The sequence below is a fragment of the Mesorhizobium sp. WSM2561 genome (assembly GCF_000513915.1).
Lineage (GTDB): Bacteria > Pseudomonadota > Alphaproteobacteria > Rhizobiales > Rhizobiaceae > Mesorhizobium > Mesorhizobium muleiense.
Window position 1 is genome coordinate 238,542 of the sequence record NZ_AZUX01000002.1, and the last position, 26,478, is coordinate 265,019.

Consider the following 26,478-nt stretch of genomic DNA (forward strand, 5'->3'; position numbering starts at 1 on the left):
ATGCGGTCTAGCGTGGGGGTAAACGCATGTCTATCGCACCAAAGTCCGGAATCGGATGGCGCGTGCCTCTTGCCTGCTCTCGCGCGTTGTCATATCGATTTGTCATACAAATACGGAGACCATGATGGCCGGCGCCCCCACGCAGAAAAAGAAATTTCGCTCGCAGGAGTGGTTCGACAATCCCGACAATCCGGGGATGACGGCGCTTTACCTCGAGCGCTACCTGAATTACGGGCTGACGCGTGCCGAACTGATGTCGGGCAAGCCGCTGATCGGCATCGCCCAGACCGGCTCGGATCTTTCGCCCTGCAACCGCCATCATCTCGAACTGGCCAAGCGCGTGCGCGAGGGCATCGTCTCGATGGGCGGCATCCCTTTCGAGTTCCCGTGCCACCCGATCCAGGAGACGGGCAAACGCCCGACCGCCGCACTCGACCGCAACCTCGCCTATCTCGGCCTGGTCGAGGTGCTCTACGGCTATCCGCTCGACGGCGTCGTGCTCACCATCGGCTGCGACAAGACGACGCCGGCCCTGCTGATGGCCGCTGCCACCGTCAACATTCCGGCTATCGCGCTGTCTGTCGGCCCGATGCTCAACGGCTGGCACAAGGGCAAGCGCACCGGCTCCGGCACCATCGTCTGGGAATCGCGCCAGCGTCTGTCGGCCGGCGAGATCGGCTATGACGAGTTCATGGACATCGTCGCCTCCTCGGCGCCGTCAACCGGCTATTGCAACACCATGGGCACCGCAACCACCATGAATTCGTTGGCCGAGGCGCTTGGCATGCAGCTGCCGGGCTCGGCCGCCATTCCGGCGCCCTACCGCGAGCGCGGCCAGATCGCCTATGAGACGGGGAAACGCATTGTCGACATGGTGCATGAGGATTTGAAACCCTCCGACGTCATGACCCGCCAGGCCTTCGAGAATGCCATCGTCGTCAACTCGGCTATCGGCGGCTCGACCAACGCGCCGATCCACCTCAACGCCATCGCCCGCCATCTCGGCGTGCCGCTCGACAATGACGATTGGCAGACGGTCGGCCTCAAGATACCGCTCATTGTCAACCTGCAGCCGTCGGGCGAGTATCTCGGCGAGGATTATCACCATGCCGGCGGTGTGCCGGCGGTGGTGGCCGAACTGATGAAGGCCGGGCTGTTGCCTCATCCCGACGCCATGACGGTCAACGGCAAGACGATCGGCGCCAATTGCAGCGCGGCAGTCAACGAGAATCTCGATGTTATCCGCACCGTCGCCGAGCCGCTGAAGGACAATGCCGGTTTCATCAATCTTAGGGGTAATCTGTTCGATTCGGCGATCATGAAGACCAGCGGCATCTCGCCCGAATTCCGCGAGCGCTATCTGTCGAACCCGAACGACCCCGAGGCCTTCGAGGGCAATGCCATGGTCTTCGACGGGCCAGAGGACTACCACGCCCGCATCGACGATCCGGCGCAAGGCATCGACGAGCACACCATCCTGTTCATGCGCGGCGCCGGCCCGATCGGTTATCCCGGCGGCGCCGAAGTCGTCAACATGCAGCCGCCGGCCCATCTCATCAAGAAGGGCATCCATGCGCTGGCCTGCATCGGCGACGGCCGCCAGTCGGGCACCTCGGGCTCGCCGTCGATCCTCAACGCCTCGCCCGAAGCCGCCATAGGCGGCGGGCTGGCGCTATTGAAGACCGGCGACCGCGTCCGCATCGACCTGCGCAAGGGCACCGCCGACATTCTCGTCACCGACGACGAGATTACGCGCCGTCGCGCCGAGCTGCGGGACAATGGCGGCTATCGCTACCCCAAGCACCAGACGCCATGGCAGGAGATCCAGCGCGGCATGGTCGACCAGTTTTCCGAAGGAATGGTGCTGAAGCCGGCGGTGAAATACCAGGACGTGGCGCACACCAGCGGCGTGCCGCGGGACAATCACTGAACGCCTCTTTTCTTGCCTTCTCCCCCTTGTGGAGAAGGTGTCGCCGAAGGCGACGGATGAGGGGTGCTCCAGCTTGGCTCCGACCGCGTTCCGTCCAGCACCCCTCATCCGGCTCGGCGCTGCGCGCCGATCCACCTTCTCCCACAAGAGGAGAAGGAAGAGGCGCACCCAAGCGCCTATAGATAAACAGTGATCTCCGGCGTCTGGTCCTGCCTGTCGCGCTTGCCGTCCTCGTAGACGATCGGGGCTGCGGCGAGTTCCTCTTCGGTGACGTCGTCGAGGCAGGCGACGTTCACCGCCCAGAAATTCCCGCCCATGAAATCCAGATAGCCGCGCGAGAGAAAATTCGCGCCGCAGTTCGGGCACATATAGTGGTTGATGTCGCCTTCCGGCCAGTTCGACGGCGTCGCCTTGTACTCCCGCATCCGGTCGCGGCCATCCGTCACCCGCACGGCCTCATAGGCGGCGAAAGATTTCCGGTAGCCGAGTTTCCAGCAGAAGCTGCAATTGCATTTGCGGATGCCCTCAGTGAGGTCGATTTCGGCTTCGAAACGCACTGCACCGCAATGGCAGCTGCCGTGATAGGTCTTTTTCATGGGTTTCCTCCCAGACGTGTCCTGGCTCTGCCGCCCGCCGGAGCCAGAGCATCCTTTGCTCCAGGCATGGCGCTTGACAAGCGGGCGCGACAAATCCACGATCATGGCAAGGGGTGCATCGCGACGACCCCGTGAGGCGTCAGCCCAACGTTCGCGTCCAAGCTTCTCTCTCAGGGAGGTGGACGCCATGCCGTCGACAACCGCTATCACCGTATCGCAACTGTCCCGTCTGATTGGTCTGCCGGGCGCGCCCGCGATCATCGATGTTCGCATCGAGGAGGATTACAGCGCCGATCCGCGCCTGCTGCCGGCCTCAAACCGGCGTGATTTCAAAACCGTGTCGACCTGGGCATCCGAATTCGCCGGCAGCCGAGTGACGGTCGTCTGCCAAAGAGGGCAAAAGCTCTCGCAAGGCGTGGCCGCATGGCTGCGGCATGAGGGCGTCAGTGCCGAATCCCTCGAAGGCGGGTTCGAAGCCTGGCGCGATGGCAAGGGGCCTTTGATCAATGCCGGCAAGATACCGCCCCGCGATGAAAAAGGCCGCACCGTGTGGGTGACGCGGGCCCGCCCGAAGGTCGATCGCATCGCCTGCCCCTGGCTGATCAGGCGTTTCATCGATCCGAGCGCGGTCTTCCTCTTTGTCGAGGCGGCCGAAGTGTCGGCCACTGCGGACCGCTTTCAGGCCGTGCCTTTCGACATCGACAATGTGTTCTGGACTCACCGGGGCGAGTGCTGCACCTTCGATACGATGATCGAAGAGTTCGGGCTCGAATCCGAGGCGCTCGACCGCCTGGCCATGATCGTGCGCGCAACCGATACCGCACGCCTCGATCTGGTTCCCCAGGCAGCCGGATTCCTGGCCGCCTCGCTTGGCCTGTCGCGGATGTTTCGCGACGACCTGGAACAGCTGGAGGCAGGAATGCTGCTCTACGACGCGTTTTTCCGATGGTGCCGCGACGCCACCGAGGAGACGCACAACTGGCCAAGCGCGAGCAAGCCATCATGAGCGAAACGGGGACTTCTGCCAAAACGGTCGAGATCGTCGAAGCGCCGGCCGCGCCATCCTTCCGTGAAGGCGTAAAACTTTGGGCGAAAATCGGCCTGCTCAGCTTCGGCGGGCCGGCCGGCCAGATCGCGCTCATGCACAGGGAATTGGTCGAGGAACGGCGTTGGATCGGCGAGCAACGTTTCCTGCATGCGTTGAACTACTGCATGCTGCTGCCCGGCCCTGAAGCCCAGCAACTCGCCATCTATATCGGCTGGCTGCTGCACCGGACGATCGGCGGCCTGGTCGCCGGCATCCTGTTCGTCGCGCCGGGCGCGCTTGTGATGCTCACCTTGAGCGTCCTCTATGCGCTGTATGGCGACACTCCGCTCGTCGAGGCGCTGTTTTTCGGGGTAAAGGCGGCCGTGCTCGCCATCGTGATCGAGGCGATGATCCGGATCGGACGACGGGCCCTGAAGAACCGGGTCATGGTTTCGATCGCGCTCGCCGCCTTCATCGCCATCTATGCATTGAACATGCCGTTTCCGCTCATCGTCCTGCTTGCCGGCCTGACGGGCTGGATTGGAAATCGTGTTGCGCCAGCGCTTTTTTCCGGCGCGGCGCACGGCAAGGACGCGGTTCCCGACATCAAGGGCGCAGTCGACCTGATGTTCGAGCGCGGCGAACTGGCCCACACCCAGCCGACGCGATGGCATGCGCCGCGCACCGTCGCGATCTGGCTGCCGATCTGGCTCGGGCCGATGCTGCTGATCTGGGCTTTTACCGGATCCACCAGTGTGTGGACGCAGATCGGCGGCTTCTTCAGCGTCATGGCGGTCGTCACCTTCGGCGGCGCCTACGCAGTCCTTGCCTATGTCGCGCAGGCAGCGGTCGAGTCCTTCGGCTGGCTCGCACCCGGTGAGATGGTCGATGGCCTCGGGCTTGCCGAAACCACGCCGGGTCCACTCATACTCGTCCTGCAGTTCGTCGGCTTTCTGGCCGCGTTCCGCCAATCCGGATCGTTGAGCCCGCTGCTTGCCGGATCGCTTGGGGCGATGCTCACCCTGTGGGCGACGTTCACGCCTTGCTTCTTCTGGATATTCCTCGGCGGGCCCTATATCGAATCCCTGCGCGACAACAAGGCGCTGTCGGCGGCGCTGGGCGCGATCACCGCCGCCGTCGTCGGCGTCATCATGAATCTCGCTCTGTGGTTCGGCTTGCACGTCATCTTCGGCGAGGTGCGCAACGTCGGGCTTGGAACCGACGTGCCGGTGCTCTCATCGATCGACTGGCGCGCGGCGCTGCTGTCATGTGCTGCCATGATCGCCATTCTGAAGCTGAAGATCGGCATGCTGCCGACGCTTGCGGGATCGGCCCTCGCCGGTGTTCTGTTGCTGGCAGCGAGTGGTTAATGCATGTCGCGCAAAAGCATGCCCTCGGGCCTGACCCGAGGGTGTGCAGCGGTTTTGCGATAACGACATGCATAAAACAACAACCTAAAGCGCGTCGCATGCGGCCGGCTGAAATGCGACGCGCTTTAGCGGCTGCCTGCGGACGGCGCTTCGTTGCGGTTTCGGGCATTCGGATAGGAACATCATGGCGAAACGGCGCTCCTCCCTAGGCTTCCTTGGAATGTTCGGCCGTTCAGGCGACCTCAGGCAACTCGACGCCGCGCTACGCGGCGTTGACCTTCATCCCGCCCTTGTGCCGGAGGGAGCAAAGCTCACCATCGTCAATCTGATGAAGGACCACTGGCCCGACGAGCCGCCGCCACAAGCCTACCCGCCGGTGGCGCAGCTGCTTGGCTATTGTATTGCCGGGCCGGACGCATTCGAGCAATCCAACGGCCTTCGACATAGGCTGGATGCGGAGCGCCGGCTCGAGGCGGCACTCGAGGCCGGCGACAGCTTCGATGCGCAAATCATACTGATGACGCTGCATGCCAAGCTGATCAGTGGCGAGGTCGTCGACCGCTACGGGTTGAGCGCCGACTAGACCATGATCCCGAAAAGTAGAACCCGGTTTTCGGAAACGATCATGGTCAAACAGATCCCGATTTTGCCGGGATGGATTAGTCTCTGACCGTTTTGACGAGAACCGTCTTCAGCCGCCCATGCCGCTGCGCGGCAGTTGGATCAGATTGCCGAAGCGGGCGCGCAACTTGTCGTCGACCGGCTTCGGCACGTGGCGCGGGAAGCGCTCGGCGAGGATGCGGTTCTTCTCGATGATCGCCCGCTGCAGGATGTCGGGCCTGCCTTTCTCGTTCCATTCCTTCGGCGAAAAGCGGTCGCCGACCGCCGGATAGAAATATTCCGTCTGCATCAGCCGCAGCGTCTGCTCGTTGCCGAGGTAATGACCCGGCCCCTTCAGGCAGACCTCGGCGATGGTGTCTATCGACAACGACTCATCGGTCACCTCGATGCCGCGCACGCAGCGCAGGCAATGGCCGAGCATGTCGTTGTCAATGATCAGGCTTTCCAGGCAGAAGCCGAGCAGCGAGGCGTGCATGCCGGCCGATTCGTAGACAAGGTTGAGGCCGGCCAGGCCGGCCATCACATCGGTGATGCCCTTTTCGTAACCGGACTGAATGTCGGGCAGTTTCGAATCCGTCATGCCGGCGGCCGAACCGCCGGGCAGGTCGTAGAATTGCGCCATCTGGGCGCATGCAGCGGTCAGCACCGCTTGCTCGGCCGAGCCGCCGGACATGGCGCCGGTCCTGAGGTCGGAGACGAACGGCCAGGTGCCGAAGATCGCCGGATGCCCGGGTTTGATGGCGTTGACATAGACGAGGCCGGCGAGCACCTCGGCCACCGCTTGCACCACCGCACCGGCGATCGCCGCCGGCGCCGTGGCGCCCGCCTGGCCGGCCGACAGCAGCAGGATCGGAATGCCGCCTTCGACGCAGGCCTCGAGCACGCCGCAGGCATCCTCGGCAAACTTCATCGGCGGCACGACAAAACAGTTCGAATTGGAGACGAAAGGCCGGGCGCGAAAATTATCTTCGCCGCCGGCAATCGCGTAAAGCATGTCGAGCGCCGGCTTGACGTTCTCGCGCACCGTGAAGGATGTGCCGACATGCTTCGACGTGCCCATCACGCAGGCGTAAAGCGTGTTGAAATCCATGTCGAGCGGATCAGGGATGTCGCGCGGCACCATCGGCCGCTGGAAGAAATGGATGTTGTCGAGCCCTTCGACGATGCGCGCCGCGTCATAGATGTCCTGCAGCAGCGACTCGCGATAACAGCGCTTCTCCACGTCGACCAGATGCACCGCGGCGCCCGCCGTGCCGTAATGCACGCGCTTGCCCTGGATCAGCATGTCGTGCTTGGGATCCTGGCCATGCAGGGTGAAATGGCGTGCCGCCTTCTTGATGGTGTCGAGGACGAGCGCGCGCGGAAAACGGATGCGGCCGTCCTCGTTGAGCGTGGCACCGGCCTCGGTCAATGCCTCGATGCAGGATGGGATGGCATTGGCGAAGCCGACCGTTTCAAGCAGCGTCAGCACCGCTTCGTGAATGCGCTCGCGGTCGTTTTCGCTGAGCGGCCCGTAGCTACCGCCTTCGAGGCCGGCGCGCACCGGCTTGATATCGTCGGCAAGGGGTGCTGCCCGCATGGCGCGACGCGCTTCGCGCCCGCCGGAACGCCGCGAACGCTGGTCCGAGGGCGTGTCCGGCTTCTCAACAGCCACTGACATCGAGGCACTCCACCTTTAACTGCGAAGCGGGCGGCGGTGGTTGGTCCACCAGGTGGTTGGTCCACCATCGGCCGCTTCGTCCCCTTATGCGTCGAACTATGCCGCCGGCATTGGCACAGCCTATGAGCCAGACGGTCCCGTCGCATATGCCAGGGGGCTAAACAACGGTGGCCGGTCACGGCCCCGACGAGGCATCAGGCGGCGGCCGGCCTGCGCCCGGCCGCCGTCGCCAGTTCGCGGATGCCGGGCTCGATGTGCTGCAGCGCAATCGAGGAGATGCCCAGCCGCATGAAGCGTGACGGCTTTTCGGTGCGGTCGAAGAAGCGGTCGCCGGGCTCGATGATGACACTGCGCGAGGCGGCGGCCTCGGCCAGCCCGCGCGAATCGGTGCCGCGCGGCCCTTCGAGCCAGAGCGACGCGCCGCCGGCGGAATCGGTCGAGCGCCACTCCGGCAGAAAGGCGGAAATCGCATGGATCAGACGCTTGCGCCGTTCGTCGAAGGCGCTCGACAGCCGCCGCACCAGCGCCTCGTGATGGCCAAGCGACAGGAACAGCGCGACCGCGCGCTGGTTGTTGGCCGGCGGATGACGCAGCATGAAGCGACGCAGCGCGCGAAGCTCGGAGATCAGCCCGGCCGAGGCGACAATGTAGCCGAGCCTAAGGCCCGGAGCCAGCGTCTTCGACATCGAGCCGACATAGATGACGCGGCCGGAACGGTCGAGGCTCTTCAGCGCCTGCTGCGGCGCCTCGTCCAGAAGCTGGCTGTCATAGCCGTCCTCGATGATGATCTGGTTATGGCGGTTGGCGCGCGCCAGCAGGTCCTGCCGGCGCTCCGCCGACAGCGGCACCATGGTCGGGCAATGGTGGCTGGGCGTCACGAAGACGAAGCCGGAATCGTTGGGAATAGAAGCGGTTACAATGCCGGAATGGTCGACCGGAACCGGTGCGACGTCGGCACCCGCCAGCCGGAAGATCGAGCGTGCATCGGGATAGCCGGGGTCTTCCATGGCCACCTTGGAGCCCTTTGTCATCAGCAGCGTCGCCAGCATGTAGAGCGCGTTCTGCGCGCCGAGCGTGACGATGATCTCATCGGGATTGGCGAAGATCCCGCGCCGCGGCAACAGCCTGGCCTGGATCTGCTCGATCAAAAGCGGATCGTCGCGGTCAACCATGTCGGACGCCCAATTGCGGATCTCGAGCACGGCGAGCGCCATGCGGTTGCACTCGCGCCACTCGGCGGTCGGGAACAGTGCCGGATCGAACTGGCCATAGACGAAGGGGTAGGACGACTTGATCCAGTTGTCGTGCTTGGCCGGCGGCGGCATGTCGCTGGCCGCGATCTGCCGGCGCGCCTTCCAGTCGATCTCGTTGGCCTGGTCTGGCGCCTTCTGGTGCGGTTTGGCCGGCGTCGCCAGCACGTCCGGATTGACGAAATGGCCGCGCCGTTCGCGCGCCACCAGGAAACCCTGGTCGACGAGCTGCTGGAAGGCCAGCACCACGGTGCCGCGCGCCACGCCGAGTTTCTCGGCCAGGATCCGGCAGGACGGAAGCGGCATCGAAGCGGCGATTTGCCGGTCGAGGATGGCGGCGACGATCGCTTGACGGATCTGCGCCTGCAGGGTCTGGCCGGATTCCGCCGAAATCCGGAACAAGCCGGACCATATGGCCGTGTCGTTTCGCTGTGGCATGGGAGATGTTCCTCGATGGCCAGCCTTTTTCACCTGGCTGGACCAGTCGAATGTACCGGTGGCACAAGCTGTTGCGCCAATCAATTTTTCTGATCACTGGGATTTACGCCAGTGATCCTTCCCCAAGGGTGACGCAAAGCGTCATCCCAGGGTGACGCAAAGCGTCATCCCGCTGGTGAAGCAGCGCGTCATTCCCAAGGGTGACGCAAAGCGTCATCCCGCTGGTGACGCAAAGCGTCATCCCGCTGCCTGACGCAACGCGGCATCCCCAGCGTGACGCGTTGCGTCATCCCCTGCCTGACGCAACGCGTCATCGCGGCGCATTGAAACCAGTGGATTTCGGCTAGATAGTTCGCCGCGACGACACGCGCCGGAAACACCCGGTCTGTTATGTTGGCATTTCAAGGCTCGGAGTGAGGCAGTGGATCAATCGTCCTTTCAAAAACAGCTCGACGCCCTGCGCGATCACCGTGCGGCCAAATCGGGCAGCATGCGCGAGGCTTTCGCCGCCGATCCGCAGCGCTTCGAAAAATTCTCCGCCACCGACGGCGACCTGCTGCTCGACTGGTCGAAATGCGCGGTCGATGCGCAGACGATGGATCTGCTCGAGAAGCTGGCGGCAGCCGCGGATATCGAAGGCCGGCGCGCTGCGATGTTCTCGGGCAAGAAGATCAACGTCACCGAAGGCCGCGCCGTGCTGCACACCGCGCTGCGCAACCTGAACGGCAAGGGCATCGTACTCGACGGTCAGGACGTGAAGGCGCAGGTTGTCGCCGTGCTCGATGCGATGGGCGGCTTCGCCGATGCCGTGCGATCCGGCAAGGCGGCCGGCGCCACCGGCAAGAAAATCGCCGACATCGTCAACATCGGCATCGGCGGGTCCGACCTTGGCCCGGCCATGGCGACGCTGGCGCTGGCGCCCTATCACGACGGGCCGCGCACGCATTACGTGTCCAACATCGACGGCGCCCATATCCACGACACGCTGAAGGGCCTCTCCGCCGAAACCACGCTGTTCATCGTTGCTTCCAAGACCTTCACCACCATCGAGACGATGACCAATGCCGAGACGGCGCGCGAATGGGTGCAGAAGGCGCTCGGCAAGGAAGCGGTCGGCAAGCATTTCGCCGCCGTCTCGACGGCGCTCGACCTGGTGGCCAAGTTCGGCATTGCGTCCGATCGCGTCTTCGGCTTCTGGGACTGGGTCGGCGGACGCTATTCGGTGTGGGGCGCGATCGGCCTGCCGGTGATGATCGCCGTCGGCCCGAAGAATTTTCGCGCCTTTCTCGATGGCGCGCATGCGATGGACGAACATTTCCAGACGGCGCCGCTGGCCAGCAACCTGCCGGCGCTGATGGGGCTGATCGGCTGGTGGCATCGGGTGATCTGCCAATACCCCGCCCGCGCCGTCATTCCCTACGACCAACGCCTGTCCAGGCTGCCGGCCTATCTGCAGCAGCTCGACATGGAATCGAACGGCAAGAGCGTCACCCTCGACGGCGGCGCTGTCACGACGCCGACCGGCCCGCTGGTCTGGGGCGAGCCCGGCACCAACGGCCAGCACGCCTTCTTCCAGCTGCTGCACCAGGGCACCGATTTCATTCCGGTCGAATTCCTCGCCGCAGCCATCGGCCATGAGCCGGATCTCAAGCATCACCACGACCTGTTGCTCGCCAACTGCCTGGCGCAGTCGGAGGCGTTCATGAAGGGCCGCACGCTGGAGGAAGCGCGCGCGCAGATGCTGGCAAAGGGCATGGCGCCCGCCGAGGTCGACAGGATCGCCCCGCATCGCGTCTTCTCCGGCAACCGGCCCTCGGTGACGATCCTCTACAGACAACTCGATCCGCATACGTTCGGACGGCTGATCGCGCTCTATGAGCACCGCGTCTTCGTCGAGGGCACGCTCTTCAACATCAATTCCTTCGACCAATGGGGCGTCGAGCTGGGCAAGGAACTGGCGACCGGGCTACTGCCTGTCGTGGAAGGCAAGGAGAATGCCGCAAAGCGGGACGCTTCGACTGCCGGACTGGTGGGACACATCCATCGATTGCGCGGATCGGAGTAAGCGGCTTGGCCGAGATCAAAGGAATATTGTTCGACAAGGACGGCACCCTTGTCGACTTCAACGCGACGTGGCTCGGTGTTGCCGATTTCATGGCGATGGATGCGGCGGAGGGCGACCGCTGGAGGGCCGACAGGCTGCTTGCCGCGGCGGGCTACGATTTCGCCACCAAACGCTTCAAGCCCGATTCCATCTTTGCCTCCGGCACCAACATGGATGTCGTCGAGCTTTGGTTTCCGCGGCTGTCGGATGAAGACCAGATGCTTGCCGTCGCTCGCTTCAACGAGATCACGTCGGTGCAGGGCTCGTCGATGGCGGTGGCGCTGCCGGGCATCGTCGAGACGCTTGGCGTTCTTCACAGGAAATCCTACCGGCTCGGCGTCGCCACCAACGATTCGACCACTGGCGCGGAGAAGACATTGCTCACGCTGGGTGTCGCGCAGCTGTTCGACGCCGCCTATGGTTACGACGCGGTGGCCAATCCGAAACCGGCGCCCGACACGATCCTCGCCTTCTCGGACCTGACCGGCCTGAGGCCTGCCGCGATCGCCGTGGTCGGCGACAATCGCCACGATCTGGAGATGGCGCGGGCCGGCGGCTGCGGTCTGGCGATCGGCGTGCTTTCCGGCACCGGCACGCGGGAATCGCTGTCGCAGATCGCCGACGTCATTCTGGATTCGGTTGCCGATCTGCCCGACTTTCTTTCGGCAAGGGTCAAGGAGACGATCTGAACTCGCCTCCGAGTTGCTCCGGCTCGAACGAGAAGACGCCGCTCGGCTTCGTCGCCGCGCCTTTTGCTTGGCCGACATCCGGCACCTGATATTCGGCCAGAAGGCGAAGCCGCGAGCGGGGCAGGTAGGCGCGGCCCGGGTCGCCGATCAGCACATTGATGCCGGCGGCAAGGCAGCGGTCGAGGAAGGGGATGACCCGGTCGGCGAGATCTTGCCGGTAAAACAAGTCGCCAGCTGCCACGACGTCCACCGGCGGCGGCGGACCAGCGGTGATATCCTCGCCGACGACCGCGATTGCGACGCCGTTCGCCGCCGCATTGAGACCAAGCGCGGCGACGCCATTGCGGTCGATCTCGGACGCGATCACTTCGCTGGCGCCGGCCCTTGCCGCGGCAATACCGACGAGGCCGGACCCGGCGCCGAGATCGAGCACGCGAAGCCCAGCTACGGTCTCCGGCCGATCGAGGATGTAGCGGGCAAGCACCGCGCCGCCGGCCCAGGCATAGGCCCAGTAAGGAGGCTGCGGCTCGGGGCCATCCTCGTCGGCTTCGTTTGCTTCTTCTTCCGGCTCGGCTGCTCGTCCTTGTGGACGCGTCAGCCGCCACAGTCCGCTCGCTGGATGGGCTGCATAAAGCCGGATTTCGGGAAGCGCGGCAACAGGGGCGATACGCATGTTCGCCTTGATGAAGGTTAGCGGATCGGGACGGGAAAGCGTATCCGCCGCGTCATCGACAGTAAGGCTATCGGCCAAAATTGTCCCTATTCCCGCAATGCCCGCCGCAGGATCTTGCCCACCGGCGTCTTCGGCAGTTCGGTCCGAAACTCGATGTATTTTGGCCGCTTGTAACCGGTCAGGTTCTCGCGGCAATACACAGTCAGCACCTCTGCGGTCAGCAACGGGTCCTTCTTGACGACGAACAGCTTCGGCACTTCGCCTGAATGCTCGTCCGGCACGCCGATCGCGGCAACTTCGAGCACGCCCGGATGCAGCGCCACCACTTCCTCGAGTTCGTTCGGATAGACGTTGAAGCCGGACACAAGGATCATGTCTTTCTTGCGGTCGACGATCTTGGTGAAGCCGCGCTCGTCCATGAAGCCCATGTCGCCCGACTTGAAGAAACCGTCCTTGGTCATCACCTTGGCGGTCTCGTCCGGCCGGTTCCAGTAACCGGCCATCACCTGCGGTCCGCGGATGCAGATCTCGCCGACTTCGCCGGGCGGCAAATCATTGCCGTCGTCGTCGCGGATGGCGATCTCGGTCGAGGGCAGCGGCAGGCCGATCGTGCCGGTGAAGTTGCCGTCGCTGAATGTGTTGGCGGTGGCCACCGGCGAGGTTTCCGAAAGCCCGTAGCCCTCGGTGACCGGGCAGCCGGTCAACGCCTTCCAGCGTTCGGCGACACCCTTCTGCACCGCCATGCCGCCACCGAGCGTCAGGATCAGTGGCTTGAAGTCGAGCTTGCGGAAATCCTCATTATTGAGCAGCGCGTTGAACAGCGTGTTGAGGCCTGGAAAGATGTGGATCGGGTATTTGCCGAGTTGCTTGACGAAGCCGGGAATGTCGCGCGGATTGGGAATGAGTATGTTCTGGCCGCCCAGTTGCATGCCCATCAGTGCGTTCACCGTCAGCGCGAAGATATGATAGAGCGGCAGCGCGCAGATGAAGTTGAGATGCGCCGGCTTGGGCTTGACCGTGAAGGCGTCCTCGATCCACAGCGCGTTCTGCGCGACGTTGGCCAGCACGTTGCTGTGCAGCAGCACCGCGCCCTTCGAGATGCCGGTGGTGCCGCCGGTATATTGCAGGAAGGCGACGTCGTCGGCAGCGACATGCACCGGCTTGAAATTCATGCCGGCGGCTGCCTTCAACGCGGCGTTGAACTTGACATGGCCCGGCAGCGACCAGGCCGGCACCATCTTCTTCACGCGGCGCACGACGAGATTGACGATCGTCCCCTTCACGCCGCCAAGCATATCGCCCATCGCCGCGACCACGACATGCTTGACCGCCGTTTTGGCGATCACCGCCTGCAAGGTGCTGGCGAAATTCTCGAGAATGACGATGGCTTGCGCGCCGGAATCCCTGAGCTGATGTTCCAGCTCGCGCGGCGTGTAGAGCGGGTTGACGTTGACCACGACATAGCCGGCGCGCAGCACTGCCATCATCGCCACCGGATATTGCAGCACGTTCGGCATCATCAGCGCCACGCGTGCGCCTTTCGGCAGTCCCGTCGATTGCAGATAGGCGCCGAAGGCGGCCGATTGCCGCTCGACTTCCGCATAGGTGATGGTCTTGCCCATGCAGGTAAAGGCGGGCCGGCTGGCGTACTGCTTGCAGACGTCGGCGAGCAGATCGCCGATGGAGCCGAAGGGCAGAGCGCCGATCTCGGCCGGAACGACTTTCGGATAGCTTTTGAGCCAGGGTTTTTCCGGCAATCCGGCGGCAACCACATTCGGCAACCTTGTGGCCGGACCTGGGTTTGACGTCGATGCAGCCGCTGTCGGTGCCGCCTTCGCCGCTGGTTTGGCGGCGGCGGGCTTTGCGCCACCCTTCGCGGATACATTGGCCGTCGCGGGCACCGCGGCCGCCTTCGGCTTGGCTTTGGCCGTCGGCGCTTTTAGCTTGTCGGGGCTGGCCGGTTTCGCAGCAGTTTTGGCCTTGGCTGTCGCTGGTGCCGTCGTCCTTGGTGTTTTTGCCACTCGTCCCTCCCTCGATTGTTCTTATTGTCTCTGCCTGCTCGCCGCGTCGCCTCCGAATGACAGAGACGTCCTCCGCTGCTGCCGGCATCCAGGAAATCCAGCCTGTCATCTATGTATTGCGACTATCGGCAGCCGTGCAAGTCTGTCCCTGCGGCAAGGTGGGAAGAAATCGTCCGCGGCAACGACCAGCCGAAGGTCGCAGTTCCTCACCAACGCCGGGTTGAAGATCAATAAAAAAATGCAGTCGTTAACATTACCGTGATAGGCGGTAATTGACATTTCCTTCTCCTTTTTGGCGAGTGCGCAGAAATAAATTCTGCTTCCCATGGGGTAGGCAAACGGGGTGTTCCAAAGCCGGAAAAACGGTGCTTATATGCGCGCTTCACGAGCCTGATAGAGGGGCTTGGAAGAACATCAGGGAGTCCTCCATGAAAAAGAAACTGACTTTTGCGGCCGCGTTGCTGGCCGCAAGCGTCCTCGGCGGCATGGCCAATGCCAAGCAGTTGGTCTACTGCTCGGAGGCGTCGCCGGCCGGCTTCGACCCGTCGCCGTGGAGCGGTGGCAACGACTTCGACGCGTCGTCGCGCACCATCTATTCGCGCCTGGTCGAGTTCGAACACGGCAAGACCACCATCACACCCGGCCTCGCAGAGAGCTGGACGGTTTCCGACGACGGTCTCGAATACACGTTCAAGCTTCGGCCGGGCGTGAAGTTCCAGACCACCGACTACTTCACGCCGACGCGCGATCTCAACGCCGACGACGTGATCTTCTCCTTCGAACGCCAGTGGAAGAAGGAAAACCCGTGGTTCGACTATCTGGCAGGCACCGGCTGGGAATATTTTGCCGGCATGGGCTTCCCGGATCTTCTCAAGGAAATCGTCAAGGTCGATGACCTGACGGTGAAATTCGTCCTGAACAAGCCTGAGGTCGCTTTCCTGCCGGATCTCGGCATGGATTTCGCTTCGATAGTCTCCAAGGAATATGCCGACCAGCTCGACAAGGCCGGCACCAGGCAGCAATTCACCCAGAAGCCGATCGGCACCGGTCCGTTCCAGTTCGTCGACTACCAGGTCGACGCGGTCATCCGCTACGCGGCATGGGACGGCTACTATGGCGGCCGCCAGAAGATCGATGATCTGATCTTCGCCATCACCACCGATCCGGCCGTGCGCGCGCAGAAGCTGAAGGCGGGCGAGTGCGATATCATGTCGTACCCGGCGCCGGCCGACATTGCCGGCCTGAAAGCCGACCCGAACCTCAAGGTCGACGAGCAGGAAGGCCTGAACATCGGCTACATGGCCTACAACACGACGCAGGCGCCCTTCGACAAGGTCGAGGTCCGCAAGGCCCTCAACATGGCCGTCAACAAGCAGGCCATTCTCGATGCGGTCTATCAGGGCGCTGGCCAGGCGGCGATAAACCCGATCCCGCCGACGATGTGGTCCTATAACAAGGAGGTCAAGGACGACCCGTACGACCCGGACGCGGCCAAGAAGATGCTGACGGATGCCGGCGTCACCGATCTGTCGATGAAGATCTGGGCAATGCCGGTCAGCCGCCCGTACAATCCGAACGCCCAACGGGTCGCGGAACTGATCCAGGCCGATTACGCCAAGATCGGCGTGAAGGCCGAGATCGTCAGCTACGAATGGACCGAGTATCGCGAACGCGGCAAGCAGAAGGACCGTGACGGCGCCTTCCAGCTCGGCTGGACCGGCGACAATGGCGACCCGGACAACTTCCTGTTCCTGCTCGGCTGCGATGCCATCGGCCAGTCCAACTATGCGATCTGGTGCAACCAGGAGTTCGAAGCCCTGCTGCAGAAGGGCAAGGCGACCACGGATGTCGCCGAGCGCACCAAGATCTACGAGGAGGCTCAGGTCGTGTTCAAGCGTGAGGCGCCGTGGCTGACCATCGCCCATTCCAAGGTCTTCATGCCGATGAACAAGAAGGTTACCGGCTTCGTCATGGACCCGCTCGGCATTCATCGGTTTGACGGCGTCGACGTCGCCGAATAACGCTGAGAAATAGAACGGCGGCGCTGGACTTAAAGCGCCGCCGTTCTATGAAGCAAGATGCTCCGCTATCTCCTCCACAAGCTCGCCTTGATCATCCCGACCGTGTTCGGCATATCGCTGGCGGCGTTCGCTTTCGTCCGGCTTCTGCCGGGCGACCCGATCACGGCGCTCGCCGGCGAGCGCGGCGTCAGTCCCGAACGCTATGCCGAGCTTGTCGAGCGGTTTGGCTATGACCGGCCTTATGTCGTCCAGTATCTCGAGTATATCGGCAGGGTCCTGACCGGCGACTTCGGCATATCGCTCGCCACCAAGCGGCCGGTGCTCGGTGAATTCCAGGCGCTGTTTCCGGCGACGCTGGAACTGGCGACGATCGCGCTGATCATCGCCGTGCTCATCGGCATTCCCGCCGGCATCTTCGCCGCGGTCAAGCGCGGATCTTGGTTCGACCAGGCGACGATGGGCGTGGCGCTGACCGGCTATTCGATGCCGATCTTCTGGTGGGGGCTGCTGCTCATCATCTTCTTCTCCGGCTATCTCGGCTGGACGCCGGTGTCCGGCCGCATCGGCCTTCAATATTTCTTCAAGCCGACGACGGGGTTCATGCTGATCGACAGCCTGATCTCCGGCAAGAGCGGCGCTTTCAGGTCCGCCGCCAGTCATCTTGTCCTGCCGGCGATCGTGCTGGCGACGATCCCGCTCGCCGTCATAGCGCGCCAGACGCGGTCGGCGATGCTGGAGGTGCTGGGCGAAGACTACGTCCGCACCGCCCGCGCCAAGGGCCTGGCGCCGCGTCGCGTCATCGGGCTCCACGCTTTTCGCAATGCGCTGATCCCCGTCGTTACCACCATCGGCCTGCAGGTCGGCACGCTGATGGCGGGCGCCATCCTGACCGAAACGATCTTTTCCTGGCCCGGTATCGGCAAGTGGATGATCGACGCGATCGCCAAGCGCGACTATGTTGTCGTCCAGAGCGGCTTGCTGATCATCGCGCTGATCGTCATGGCGGTGAACCTGATCGTCGACGTGCTCTACGCCGTCATCAACCCACGTATCCGGGTGCAGTGAGATGACCGACCAAACCACGGCAGAAGCCACCGCCGCCTCCATTCCGACCGGCGGCCGGCAACGCGCCTTCACCGAGTTCTGGCATTACTACTCGATGAACACCGGCGCCGTCATCGGCCTGGTCGTGTTCACTGCCCTGGTGCTGGTGGCGATCTTCGCGCCGCTGGTCGCACCGCATTCGCCTGACGAACAGTTTCGTGACGCGCTGCTGTCGCCGCCGGCCTGGCAGGAGGGCGGCAGATCGATGTTCCTGCTCGGCACCGACGCCGTTGGCCGCGACATGCTTTCGCGGCTGATTTTCGGGGCGCGGTTCTCGCTGTTCATCGGTCTGGTCGTCGTCGTTTTCTCGCTGACCAGCGGTATCGTCCTCGGCGTGCTCGCCGGCTATTTCCGCGGCTGGGTCGATACGCTGATCATGCGCGTCATGGATGTCATTCTGGCCTTCCCGTCGCTGCTCCTTGCCCTGGTTCTGGTGGCGATCCTCGGGCCCGGCCTGTTCAACGCCATGCTGGCGATCGCGCTGGTGCTGCAGCCGCATTTCGCGCGGCTCACCCGCGCGGCAGTGATGGCCGAAAAGAACCGCGAATATGTGATCTCCGCCAAGGTGGCCGGTGCCAGTCATCTCAGGCTGATGGTGAAGACGATCCTGCCGAACTGCATGGCGCCGCTGATCGTGCAGGCGACGCTGTCCTTCTCCAACGCCATTCTCGAGGCCGCGGCTCTCGGCTTCCTTGGCGTCGGCGCGCAGCCGCCAACGCCGGAATGGGGCACGATGCTGGCCACGGCGCGCGAGTTCATCCTGCGAGCGCCATGGGTGGTGACCTTCCCCGGCCTTGCCATCCTGATCACGGTGCTCGCCATCAACCTGATCGGCGATGGCCTGCGCGATGCCTTCGACCCCAAGCTGAAGCGGTCGTGACCATGCCTCTTCTCGAGATCAAGAACCTTACCGTGTCGTTCGATACCGCCGCCGGACCGTTCATGGCCGTGCAAGGCATCGACCTGTCGATCGAGCCGCGCGAGGTGCTGGCGATCGTCGGCGAATCCGGCTCCGGCAAATCGGTGGCGATGCTGGCGGTGATGGGGCTGTTGCCGAACACGGCGACGGTAAAGGCCGATCGCATGGCCTTCGACGGCATCGACCTGCTTGAGCTCAGCCCGTCCGAGCGCCGCAAGATCGTCGGCAAGGACATCTCGATGATCTTCCAGGAGCCGATCGCCAGCCTCAACCCGTGCTTCACCGCCGGTTTCCAGATCGAGGAGGTGCTGCGCTTCCATTTGGGCATGGACCGCGCCCAGCGCCGGGCCCGTGCCATCGAACTGATGAAGCTGGTCGGCATCGCCGATCCGGAAGAGCGGCTGAACTCGTTCCCGCACCAGATGTCGGGCGGCCAGTGCCAGCGCGTCATGATCGCCATCGCCATCGCCTGCAATCCCAAGCTGCTGATCGCCGACGAGCCGACCACCGCGCTCGACGTCACCATCCAGAAGCAGATCCTCGATCTTTTGGTCGGCCTGCAGGCCAAATACGGCATGGGCCTGATCATGATCACCCACAATATGGGCGTCGTGGCCGAGACCGCCGACCGCGTCATCGTCCAGTACAAGGGCCGCAAGATGGAAGAGGCCGACGTTCTGTCGCTGTTCGAGCAGCCGAAGAGCAACTACACCCGGGCGCTGCTGTCGGCGCTGCCGGAAAACGCCGTCGGCGACAGGCTGCCGACCATTTCCGACATGCTGTTCGAACCGGCCCCCTCTGCTGCTGGGAGCGGGACTGCAACGGGAGCCGCGTCATGAGCGTGACGGTTCTCGAAGGCAAGAACATCGTGCGCGACTATCATGTCGGCGGCGGCCTGTTTCGTCCCTCGCGCACGGTGCATGCGGTCAAGGGCGTTTCGTTCAGCGTCGACAAGGGCAAGACGCTGGCCATCGTCGGCGAAAGCGGCTGCGGCAAGTCAACGCTCGCCCGTATCATCACCCTGATCGATCCGGCGACGGCGGGCGAGCTCTTCATCGACGGCAACAAGGTCGACATCGCCAGGGATGGGCTGACTAAGGAGATGCGCCGCAAGGTGCAGATCGTCTTCCAGAACCCCTACGGTTCGCTCAATCCGCGCCAGAAGATCGGCGACGTGCTGGGCGAGCCGCTGCTCATCAACACCGACACGCCAGCCGACGAACGGCGCGATCTCGCCATGAAGATGCTGAAGAAGGTCGGCCTCGGACCGGAGCATTACAACCGTTACCCGCACATGTTCTCGGGCGGGCAGCGCCAGCGCATCGCCATTGCCCGCGCGCTGATGCTCAATCCGAGCCTTTTGGTGCTCGACGAACCGGTCTCGGCGCTCGATCTGTCGGTGCAGGCGCAGGTGCTCAACCTGCTCGCCGACCTGCAGGACGAGTTCGAGCTGACCTATGTCTTCATCAGCCACGACCTGTCGGTGGTGCGCTACATCGCCGACGAGGTGATGGTCATGTATTACGGCGAGGCCGTCGAATACGGCTCGCGCGACGAGGTCTTTGCCGACCCCAAGCACAGCTACACCAAAACGCTGTTCGCGGCGACGCCGCGCGCCGACGTCGCCAGCATCAAGGCGAGGCTGGCGAAGAAGAAGGCCGCCTGACGCCGCAATTGCGGTACCCAGCCCATGCTGAGGTTAGGGCGCCGGCCGATCAAAGGCTGCAGCGACCGCGATTCCTACGGAATGCAGTGCTTCTCGACGTCACGCGCGGTGAACTCTGCTGCTCGCCGCCATGCTTCGTCGGTATCTCCCCGGTAAGTCAGGTATCGATCGCAGACAGGTTTGTTGTTGCTCAAATCCAGCACTGCAAACTTCACCCAGCCGACCAGCGTGCTCATCTTGTGCACCTGACCGATCAGGAGATATTTCGCGCTGGCTGTTTTTGCCTGTTTCGAGAGATCGACAAGGCCGGGGTCCTTGATGGTGCACTGTTCTGCCTGACAGGGTAACGCGACGAGCTTGATCTTCTCCGAAAGGCCATCCTGCAACGCAACGCCAAATGCCTTCAGTCGCGCTTCGTGTTCGGCGGTCTGGTCCCTGACTTCGCCTGATGTATCCCTGAACTCGAAATCCGCGACGGCGAGGGTCGCTGGCTCGACGACATCGGCAAAAGCGGCCGGCGCAAGTAGACCAGCGCCCATCAGGATCAGGAAAAATTGTCGACACTCAAAAAGTCGAAATCGAACTTCCGCACTTTGCACCTTGAGCATCTCGTTTCTCCGAGGTTAGGACGATACCCATCCCAATGACGGTGCCGATTTGTCTCTTCGCGCTGCTGGAAGACGCGGAAGCGGGCGCAGACTACCCGGTTGCGTCGCGACGTCAACTTTCAACCCGTTACTGGGTGGACTCCACCTCCGCGACAACCAGCTTGCCTTTGGCGCGCGAGATTTCGAGTGCCTGGCCGGCCCCTGCCAACGCGCCCGGGACCGAGATCACGAACGCCTGGCCCTCGCTGAGGGTCGCGACGAAGCGTACTGGCAGGTTTTCTTCGCCCGCCGCCATCGTGGTGACCACCCGGTAGCCGTCATCCGCCTCCGTGTAGTAGACGACGCCATGAAAATTGCCGAGATCGACGGTCCCACCCTGACGGGCCGTGAGTTCGCCGGCAGAAGCGGAACCTGCCACGACGCAAAGCGCCGCAAGTGCTGTGTATCTGAACATCGTGTTTCTCTCCATTTGGAATTGTCGTTTGGGTGGGTGGTCGCCTGCGGCTGCATCCCCAAAAATTACGCGGCGAGCTGATCCTCACGGGCAGCCGCGATCATTACGCTGGCGAGCAACCCGTAGGCCGCCTCCCAAGCCTCGCGGACAGCCGGCGTAAAAGCCGTGCCGAGGCCGGCCGCCAGCGTCTCGATGAGCGCTTGCCCGACGATCGGGTAATGACGCTCCTCGACGCCGTAAGTCACGTGACGCCTGGCGAGCACGCGAACCGTCGGCAGGATGGTGTCGGCACGTTCCAGTCCATGCACGACGAAGCCGAGGCTCGCCATCAGCTTGGCGCCTTGCTTGGTCATGTCTGTCATCGGAAACAGCGCGCGAAGATCCGCGTCGATCGCGAACAGGCGCTCGTAGAACAGCGCGGCGGCGGCCACGCGGATCGGCACGATCTCGCGAAAACTGTCCTGGACAAGTCTGATCTGGTCGGGTGTCATCGGCGACGCTCCTGCGTTCCTGGTCTTGCGGCGATCATCGCCCCAAAGCGTTTCGCATGCATGTCGCCTGCGCCTGGATGTGTTTCAGTTGTGTCTCAATTGGTTTTCAGTTCGCGCTCATTTGTCTTCTTTATCTAGAGGCACGCCGAGAGTGCCAGGCCGAACTCTCGCCGACCTCGACCTGGCCATAGCTGAAACCTGGGGCGCGGTGCCAGCTTGGAACTGCATCGGCAGTCGGTCATTATATCGGGGAGCCGGCGGCTCCTCCCCTATGCCTCCGTTCGGATGGAGAAATCATGCTGCGGATACTCATTGCTTCGTCTTTTCTTCTCGCCTTCGGTGCGCCCTCGACCACGCTCGCGCAGGACAGCAGCATCGAGAGCGAAACAGGCCGCGTTGCGGTCGAGACCTTTGCCGAAGGGCTTGAGCATCCCTGGGGCGCGACCTACCTGCCCGACGGCGCGTTGCTGGTCACCGAGCGTCCCGGGCGCCTGCGGCTCGTCTCGACCGACGGAGCCGTTTCCGACCCGATCGACGGTGTGCCGGACGTCCTTGCCAGCGGACAAGGCGGTCTGCTGGATGTGGCGCTCGATCCGGACTTTGCCAACAACCGAACGGTTTATCTCTCCTATTCGGAGGAACGCGGCGGCGGCGCGGCCACCTCGGTCGGCCGTGGACGCCTGGACGAGAACGGCAGCGCGCTTTCGAACTTCGAAGTGATCTTCCGCCAGGAACCAGCCGTATCCAGCCGGCTGCACTACGGCTCCCGCCTGGTATTCGCGCCGGATGGCAAGCTCTTCGTCACGCTCGGTGAGCGCGGCAAGATGCGAGAGGCGCAGGATCCGAACAATCATCTCGGCACGATCGTCCGCATCAACCCCGATGGTTCCGTGCCTGACGACAATCCCTTCGTCGGCAAGGACGGCACCGACGAGATCTGGTCCTACGGCCATCGCAATGTGCAAAGTGCTGCGCTCCATCCCGAAACCGGCGTGCTCTGGACGGCGGAAATGGGACCGCTCGGCGGCGATGAGTTGAACATTCCGCAAGCGGGCAGGAATCACGGCTGGCCCGAGGTCAGCTGGGGCCGGCACTATTCTGGCGAACGCATCCCCGAGCCGTCGACGCAGCCGGAGTTTGCCGACTCCATCCATAGCTGGACGCCCGTCATCTCGCCTTCTGGCATGACCTTCTACACCGGCGACATGTTTGCCGATTGGAGAGGCGACCTCTTGATTGGCGGACTGTCGGCGGAAGGCATCGTTCGTGTCAGGATCGACGGAAAGCAGGTCGCCGGCGAGGAAGTCCTCGCTCTCGGCAGGCGTATCCGGGACGTGGTGCAGGCTCCCGACGGCGCGGTCATGGCGCTAACCGACGAACCAGCGGGAAAGATATTGCGACTGACGCCGGCAGCGTCGCAGTGATGCCGCGCGGCGCGACAGGCGCGTTTTCTGAACTGGTCACTCTACTGTGTGAAATTCAAAAGTCCTGCATTTGCCACAGAAGCTGCTGATTTTGTTGCGCTCTGGGAACGTCGTCCAGATGCTCGTGCTGAAACAACAATATTTCACGTGCCATGGCCCAATTGGGTCATGAACCGGACCAGGAAACACTTCAGACTCTCTTCATGCGGTCCGCAGCCCTTGGGGTAAAAAAACTACACGCACGCGGAGCCGCGATCACTCCATGGCAATCAACGAAGGGGAGCAGCGGTTATGAGACCAATTCATTCAACAGCATTCTCCATATTGGCTTCGATTCTGACAATGCATGTATCGACCGCATCGGCCGATAATTTGCCGAAGAACGCTAAACCCATGTCCGCAGATGAAGTGCGTTCTGTCTATTCAGGAAAATCTGCGGTCTGGGACGCCTCTAGTCGAGCTTTCTTTGCTCCAAACGGGACAGTCGTTGGCTACAACTTGAAGGAGAAGGTCACTTTTACGGGTAGCTCGGCTGTTTCTTCAAACAGAAATTGCATGAAAGTTAGCTGGAAGAAGATCAAGTCCGGCGATTCCGGCACGGCAACCGACTGCTGGAAGTGGTACAAGGACGGGAAAAAGATTTGGACGTTGTGGTCGACCCATTATGATGGCTCCAAACCCAAAAAGGGCGACTATTACCAAAGCGAGGCGAAAATCTTAAAAGCCGGAGACAAGGTATCCGAGGAATACGCGAAACTAACCAAGTCTTAGGCCCAGCGAACGGACTTCTCGGAGGATGGACGGGAGCGCACCGGCCGTCCTCTCTAGGACTGCCGCAGGATGTGCTGGCTGTCCAATTGCGGCTCCTTCGACACCGGGCGAGCCAGCATGGGATGGGTTGGGTTGGCCGATCAAGCGGCTGGCTCATCAACATCTGGCGTCGGCCGATCGCGAGCCATTACCGAGTCTTTCGCCTTTTCGACGGCATCGCGCACGTCATTCGAAAATTCACGGCCCGCACTCCCGTTCTGTAGCCGCGTAAGCTTGCGAGCGAAGTTGTCCCACCCCATCAACTTCTCTGCGCCCGATCTATCGACGCGATAGTGCCGACCAAAAACCATCATCACGAACGCCTCGAATGCGGCTTCGTCTTCTGTCAGACCGTTAAGCCGTTGAACGCATGGTTCGTCCCACGCACCGACATCAGAAAGAAACCATACGGGTGATTCCTTCCAATTGCCGAAAAACCAGTCTGATGCGAGGTGCTCCTCTTTCCACTGCGCTCCGAACTCTTGGCAGGCTTTCTCCCAATCAGCGGCCTTTCCAACTTTATGGAAATCGTGCCTTCCCTCCCGGCCAAAAAGCCCATGTGCCCAAACCTGATCACGCAGAACACGAGCGGCAAACTCGACCGCGCCGACATCTGCCGTGGTCCGCACAATCTCCAAGATGACGTTCGCCAATTGAGGGGATTTCCCCACCGCAGATCGAAACGAACCTTCGATAACTTCTAAATAGCCGACACGGGGGTCGTGCGATGTAGGAATGGTTCTATCTGGCTTTCGACACCACTCGGCCATAGCGGTCCAGAACTTCACATGGTCGCAATTGTCGAAACTCGCATAATGGTAGGACAGGATGTAATTCAGATCGTCAAATTGACCTGCGCTGACGGAGTCGCCAAAATATCGCACGAGTTCATCCGAACTAAGCTCAAAGACATTCTGCACCGCCCGCAATGGTAACGAGCCGGGTGGCGTCCCTTGGCGGATTAAGAAGCTGAGAGCCCTATAATGCTCGATGCGGGTGTGATCATCACTCAGTCGCGCCTTCTCGACAAATCGTGGGAAAAGCGCCTGAATAAGCTTCGCTTCGGGTCGCTTGCGTTCGTAGTTTTCCCCAAGAACCTCGGCTAACTGCTCGGCCGCGCTTGGAGCGTCCATCCCATATCTGAGATAGGCTGCTCCACCGCGACCGAAATCCGACGAAAAGAATATTGGGTCACTCTTAATCCGCTCTGTAAGAGATGGGGCCTTGGCTAGAAGCGTTGCGTAGCCAAGAAGGTCAATCCAGTTTACCTCACCCCTGACCATCAGATAGAGGGTACGAAAAATGCCGACACAGCGCTTGAGGTCGCGCGGTGTTTTGATGAGGGTTGGAAAGATCGCATTTTCTACCACCGTGTAACGGTCTTCCGAGTAGCGTGAATCGGGGAATTCGGCTTCGCTGGCGACGGTCTTCACCTCGCCCCGAAACATTTCGATCAACTCCGCTTCGAACAGAGCCGGGAGAAACACCTGATGCTGAACAATCTTTTCCAGGTATGCCCGGCCACGATTACCTGCGTCTTCGGCCGTTCTCGCGCTTGCTCCTAACGCTTCGACAACTCGGTCCACGTCATACGCGATCAAATAGGACACGTTTGGAAAGTCCGCGACTGCCTTCACAAGTCGCATTATCTCCAAGACTTCGCTATCGTCCAAACGATCAACTTCGTCGATCAACACCACGATGGGGTATGGAATATCTTTGATGGTCTCGTTTATCTCAGTCTTAAGTTGGTGAAGCGTCTTCTCGGTCTTTTTGAGCGCGCCTTTTGCGGCCTTTAGACCGCTTGAAAACAGCGAAAACGACAGAAGACCTACCGCGTCAATCCCAATGTTAATTACATCATCGTACTCTGAAAGGAGTTCTCTCGCCTTCTTTGCGGCCTTGCTCGCCGCCCCCGCATCTTTTGAAAGAGCATTCCCCAAATCGGATAAGAACTGCCTGACCAAGCTATCTCGATTGGCGATCAGCCAAGGGTCAAACCGAAGGACAACTGCATTCTGGTACCGGGATTTGAGGTCCGCCTCTAGCAGATTTAGGATGCTGGATTTTCCGCTGCCCCACGCTCCTAACAGAGAGACAACCAGACCGGACGAGCGTTTGTTTTTTTTGTCCACCAAGGCATCGGTCAATTGCTCGACAAATGGCCCTCTACCAAGTTTGTCTTGGTCCTTCTGTTGAATAGGCCGATCAAGTTCCTGTGCCATGCTTCCCCCATAGAGACAAAATCGGGCGACGTTACACGCTTCGACACAATCTCAATCGCCTCGCAACGTGTGAGTTGGCGCTCCCCAACCTTGCGGCCCCAGCCCTGACGGTGGGCCGGTGTGGTCCCCAAGCCCACAGGGCTCTTGGAGAAAGAGTTTAATGAAAACAAGTGGTGCCGCTTAGGTGACTCGAACACCTGACCCCATCATTACGAATGATGTGCTCTACCAACTGAGCTAAAGCGGCCCGGGAAGCCAAGGCCTCCAAGATGCGCTGGGTGATAGACGCAACCCGCCACAAATTCAAGATGGGACTTGGCAATTCGTGTCGGCTCATCCCGGGCCTATAAGCGACCGCCGCACCGATCGGCCATGCG

22 protein-coding genes and 1 tRNA gene are annotated in these 26,478 nt (G+C 62.1%); 13 read left to right on the plus strand and 10 right to left on the minus strand.

Going from position 1 to position 26,478, the window contains the following annotated elements; genetic code table 11:
• Positions 1-124: 124 nt before the first annotated feature.
• On the plus strand, positions 125-1,930 hold the full coding sequence (locus M727_RS0104240) for an IlvD/Edd family dehydratase (protein ID WP_027151628.1): 1,806 nt from the start codon (positions 125-127) through the stop codon (positions 1,928-1,930).
• Between the two features lie 176 nt (positions 1,931-2,106).
• Here M727_RS0104240 and M727_RS0104245 read toward each other — a convergent pair whose 3' ends face one another.
• A complete protein-coding gene (locus M727_RS0104245; protein WP_027151629.1) occupies positions 2,107-2,526 on the minus strand; it encodes a GFA family protein in 420 nt (139 codons plus the stop codon).
• 187 nt (positions 2,527-2,713) lie between these two features.
• Between M727_RS0104245 and M727_RS35805 the strand changes: the two genes are divergently transcribed.
• The 3 genes from M727_RS35805 (at position 2,714) to M727_RS0104265 (ending at position 5,506) form a co-directional block, all read left to right on the plus strand.
• Positions 2,714-3,532, plus strand: a complete 819-nt coding sequence (locus M727_RS35805) for a chromate resistance protein ChrB domain-containing protein (protein WP_036261415.1) — start codon at positions 2,714-2,716, stop codon at positions 3,530-3,532.
• Entirely contained in the window at positions 3,529-4,923 is a 1,395-nt protein-coding gene (gene chrA / locus M727_RS0104260; protein WP_027151720.1) for a chromate efflux transporter, read from the plus strand. The genes M727_RS35805 and chrA overlap by 4 nt, the downstream gene beginning before the upstream one ends.
• Positions 4,924-5,107: 184 nt before the next feature.
• Complete coding sequence (locus M727_RS0104265; RefSeq protein ID WP_023802889.1) at positions 5,108-5,506, plus strand: hypothetical protein; 399 nt, start codon at positions 5,108-5,110, stop codon at positions 5,504-5,506.
• Positions 5,507-5,614: 108 nt separating this feature from the next.
• Here the strand turns inward: M727_RS0104265 and M727_RS0104270 are convergent, their stop codons facing one another.
• Together M727_RS0104270 and M727_RS0104275 are read right to left on the minus strand one after the other, a co-directional pair.
• Positions 5,615-7,204 carry a trimethylamine methyltransferase family protein gene (locus tag M727_RS0104270; protein WP_027151631.1) on the minus strand — a complete coding sequence of 530 codons (1,590 nt, stop codon included), beginning with the start codon at positions 7,202-7,204 and terminating at the stop codon, positions 5,615-5,617.
• A gap of 194 nt (positions 7,205-7,398) precedes the next feature.
• Complete coding sequence (locus tag M727_RS0104275) at positions 7,399-8,892, minus strand: PLP-dependent aminotransferase family protein (RefSeq protein WP_023802891.1); 1,494 nt, start codon at positions 8,890-8,892, stop codon at positions 7,399-7,401.
• Between the two features lie 421 nt (positions 8,893-9,313).
• Here M727_RS0104275 and pgi point away from each other — a divergent pair, with 421 nt between their 5' ends.
• Together pgi and M727_RS0104285 are read left to right on the plus strand one after the other, a co-directional pair.
• A complete protein-coding gene (gene pgi, locus M727_RS0104280; RefSeq protein ID WP_027151632.1) occupies positions 9,314-10,957 on the plus strand; it encodes a glucose-6-phosphate isomerase in 1,644 nt (547 codons plus the stop codon).
• A gap of 5 nt (positions 10,958-10,962) precedes the next feature.
• Positions 10,963-11,685, plus strand: a complete 723-nt coding sequence (locus M727_RS0104285) for an HAD family hydrolase (protein WP_027151633.1) — start codon at positions 10,963-10,965, stop codon at positions 11,683-11,685.
• Here M727_RS0104285 and M727_RS35810 read toward each other — a convergent pair.
• Both M727_RS35810 and M727_RS0104295 read right to left on the minus strand, forming a co-directional pair.
• Positions 11,669-12,358 carry a 50S ribosomal protein L11 methyltransferase gene (locus M727_RS35810; RefSeq protein WP_084646639.1) on the minus strand — a complete coding sequence of 230 codons (690 nt, stop codon included), beginning with the start codon at positions 12,356-12,358 and terminating at the stop codon, positions 11,669-11,671. The genes M727_RS0104285 and M727_RS35810 overlap by 17 nt on opposite strands.
• Positions 12,359-12,444: 86 nt before the next feature.
• The gene (locus M727_RS0104295) at positions 12,445-14,379 is read right to left on the minus strand and encodes a long-chain fatty acid--CoA ligase (RefSeq protein ID WP_027151634.1); all 1,935 of its coding nucleotides are present in this window, start codon (positions 14,377-14,379) and stop codon (positions 12,445-12,447) included.
• Positions 14,380-14,807: 428 nt separating this feature from the next.
• Here M727_RS0104295 and M727_RS0104305 point away from each other — a divergent pair, with 428 nt between their 5' ends.
• The 5 genes from M727_RS0104305 to M727_RS0104325 are packed head-to-tail and all read left to right on the plus strand — an operon-like array spanning position 14,808 to position 20,089.
• Positions 14,808-16,400, plus strand: a complete 1,593-nt coding sequence (locus tag M727_RS0104305) for an ABC transporter substrate-binding protein (protein WP_023802896.1) — start codon at positions 14,808-14,810, stop codon at positions 16,398-16,400.
• A 57-nt stretch (positions 16,401-16,457) separates the two neighbouring features.
• A complete protein-coding gene (locus M727_RS0104310) occupies positions 16,458-17,465 on the plus strand; it encodes an ABC transporter permease subunit (RefSeq protein ID WP_027151636.1) in 1,008 nt (335 codons plus the stop codon).
• Position 17,466: 1 nt separating this feature from the next.
• Entirely contained in the window at positions 17,467-18,384 is a 918-nt protein-coding gene (locus M727_RS0104315; RefSeq protein ID WP_027151637.1) for an ABC transporter permease subunit, read from the plus strand.
• A 2-nt stretch (positions 18,385-18,386) separates the two neighbouring features.
• Positions 18,387-19,262 carry an ABC transporter ATP-binding protein gene (locus M727_RS35815; RefSeq protein WP_051505513.1) on the plus strand — a complete coding sequence of 292 codons (876 nt, stop codon included), beginning with the start codon at positions 18,387-18,389 and terminating at the stop codon, positions 19,260-19,262.
• The gene (locus tag M727_RS0104325) at positions 19,259-20,089 is read left to right on the plus strand and encodes a dipeptide ABC transporter ATP-binding protein (RefSeq protein ID WP_027151638.1); all 831 of its coding nucleotides are present in this window, start codon (positions 19,259-19,261) and stop codon (positions 20,087-20,089) included. The genes M727_RS35815 and M727_RS0104325 overlap by 4 nt, the downstream gene beginning before the upstream one ends.
• 74 nt (positions 20,090-20,163) lie before the next feature.
• On the opposite strand, the gene M727_RS0104330 is transcribed toward M727_RS0104325, so the two are convergent.
• From M727_RS0104330 to M727_RS0104340, 3 genes are all read right to left on the minus strand, one after another.
• Positions 20,164-20,697: a DUF2380 domain-containing protein gene (locus M727_RS0104330; RefSeq protein ID WP_084646629.1), complete on the minus strand. Its 534-nt coding sequence runs from the start codon at positions 20,695-20,697 to the stop codon at positions 20,164-20,166.
• Positions 20,698-20,824: 127 nt separating this feature from the next.
• Positions 20,825-21,151, minus strand: a complete 327-nt coding sequence (locus tag M727_RS0104335) for a hypothetical protein (RefSeq protein WP_027151640.1) — start codon at positions 21,149-21,151, stop codon at positions 20,825-20,827.
• Positions 21,152-21,216: 65 nt separating this feature from the next.
• A complete protein-coding gene (locus M727_RS0104340) occupies positions 21,217-21,642 on the minus strand; it encodes a globin family protein (protein ID WP_027151641.1) in 426 nt (141 codons plus the stop codon).
• Positions 21,643-21,938: 296 nt separating this feature from the next.
• Between M727_RS0104340 and M727_RS0104345 the strand changes: the two genes are divergently transcribed.
• Positions 21,939-23,066 (plus strand): PQQ-dependent sugar dehydrogenase, encoded by a 1,128-nt coding sequence (locus tag M727_RS0104345; protein WP_027151642.1) that lies wholly within the window; start codon positions 21,939-21,941, stop codon positions 23,064-23,066.
• Positions 23,067-23,408: 342 nt separating this feature from the next.
• Entirely contained in the window at positions 23,409-23,837 is a 429-nt protein-coding gene (locus tag M727_RS39665; RefSeq protein WP_198032593.1) for a DUF995 domain-containing protein, read from the plus strand.
• Between the two features lie 140 nt (positions 23,838-23,977).
• Here the strand turns inward: M727_RS39665 and M727_RS0104360 are convergent, their stop codons facing one another.
• Together M727_RS0104360 and M727_RS0104365 are read right to left on the minus strand one after the other, a co-directional pair.
• Positions 23,978-26,101, minus strand: a complete 2,124-nt coding sequence (locus tag M727_RS0104360) for a P-loop NTPase fold protein (RefSeq protein WP_027151644.1) — start codon at positions 26,099-26,101, stop codon at positions 23,978-23,980.
• A gap of 171 nt (positions 26,102-26,272) precedes the next feature.
• Positions 26,273-26,348 (minus strand) — tRNA-Thr (locus tag M727_RS0104365).
• Between the last annotated feature and the right edge of the window lie 130 nt (positions 26,349-26,478).